Consider the following 1,466-nt stretch of genomic DNA (forward strand, 5'->3'; position numbering starts at 1 on the left):
TGGTCGGGAGCGTCAGAGGGGTATAAGGGTACGGGTAGTACGCGAACGTCGGGCCGACGAACTCTTTGGTGCCGCCGCCGCCGATTTTCGTGAGATACATCACGAGGAACACGAGGATGAGCGTGAACGAAGTAACCATCGCGGTGGCGTGTTTTTTCACCTCGTTGCGCCGAATCCAGCGCCAGCCAGCCGCGATGACGAGGACGTTGATGGTGTTGACGACAGCAATCGCGTCCGAAAGGAGGTTCACCTGTTCGAGCGACAAGTCGGGAAAGACCCTGCCGGGGACGAATCCGAGGAAGGTGCCGACGACGACAGCGTAGCCGACCACCGAGAGGACAGCAGTCGCGGCCGCGGGATGTTCCTTCAGCGGATTGCCGGCGCTCGCAGTTGCCATGACCGGGGATTAGGAAGACGGTGTAATCCCTCTTCGGGTTCGGAACGGGAAGAGGTTGGACAAGACAAGCGGGGAAGTCGCTCTGACTCGGACCGCAGCGAGCGAACGGAGTGAGCGAGCTGCGGCCTTTTCCCTCCGCCGTGAGACGCGGCGCATCTCACGAGCCTTCGTTCGTTCACGCTCACGAGGACAGGTTTTTGCGCCGAGTGGTCGCCCTGCGACCCGAGGCGTTAAAAGGTGGTTTAGATAACGCCAGTAATCGTCGCCGCCTCGATGGCCGCGTCCTCGCTGACGCCGTCGCCGAGGATGGTGTAGCGGTCGCGAATCTCGTGGGCCGTCGTCAGCGCCTCGATAACCGTCTCGCCGTCGATACCGAGTTCGTCGGCCGTCGTCGGCGCGCCCATCGTCGAGAGGGCGTCGCGGATATCCGTCCACTCGCCGCGAGGGCCGCTGTGGAAGTATTCGGTGAGGATAGAACCGACGCCGACCTGATGGCCGTGGAGCGCGCGGCCGGGGGCGATGCGGTCGAGTTGGTGAGAAAAGAGGTGCTCAGCACCCGAGGCGGGCCGGGACGACCCGGCAATAGACATGGCGACACCCGAAGAGACGAGCGCCTTCGTGACTATCCACGCGGACTCTTCGAGACCCGGCTTGATGGAGTCGGCGCTCTGGACGAGCATCTCGGCTGTCATCTGTGAGAGCGCGCCCGCGTATTCGGAGTATTCGACATTCTTCAGGCGGTGGGCGAGTTCCCAGTCCTTGACCGCGGTGTAGTTCGAGATGATGTCCGCACAGCCCGCGGTCGTGAGTTCCCACGGAGCCTCCGCGAGCAGTTCGGTGTCGGCGACGACAGCCAGCGGCGGGGCGGCGGCGCCCGCGTGAGGCGTGGCGCCCTCCGGGATCGACGACCCGCCCGGGAGGAGGGCCGCCTGGGCCGCCCCCGCGGGGGCCGCGGCGGGACCACAGGCGAGGGGGGGCGGGGGGCCCCCCTCCCCCCCGCCGTGGGTGGCCCGCCCCCCGGGGGGGGGGGGGAGGGGGGGTCGTGCGCGCGCGCCCGCGCCCCCGCCCC

At 67.2% G+C, this 1,466-nt stretch carries 2 protein-coding genes; both read right to left on the reverse strand.

What is annotated here, in order from left to right; genetic code table 11:
• A partial coding sequence (locus tag QT222_RS06480) for a DUF420 domain-containing protein (protein ID WP_491476688.1) occupies positions 1–397 on the reverse strand: 397 nt, incomplete at its 3' end.
• 242 nt (positions 398–639) lie between these two features.
• On the reverse strand, positions 640–1,466 hold an 827-nt coding region (locus QT222_RS06485; protein WP_491476689.1), incomplete at its 5' end, for a dehydroquinate synthase/iron-containing alcohol dehydrogenase family protein.

The sequence above is a fragment of the Haloferax sp. s1 genome, from assembly GCF_058382125.1.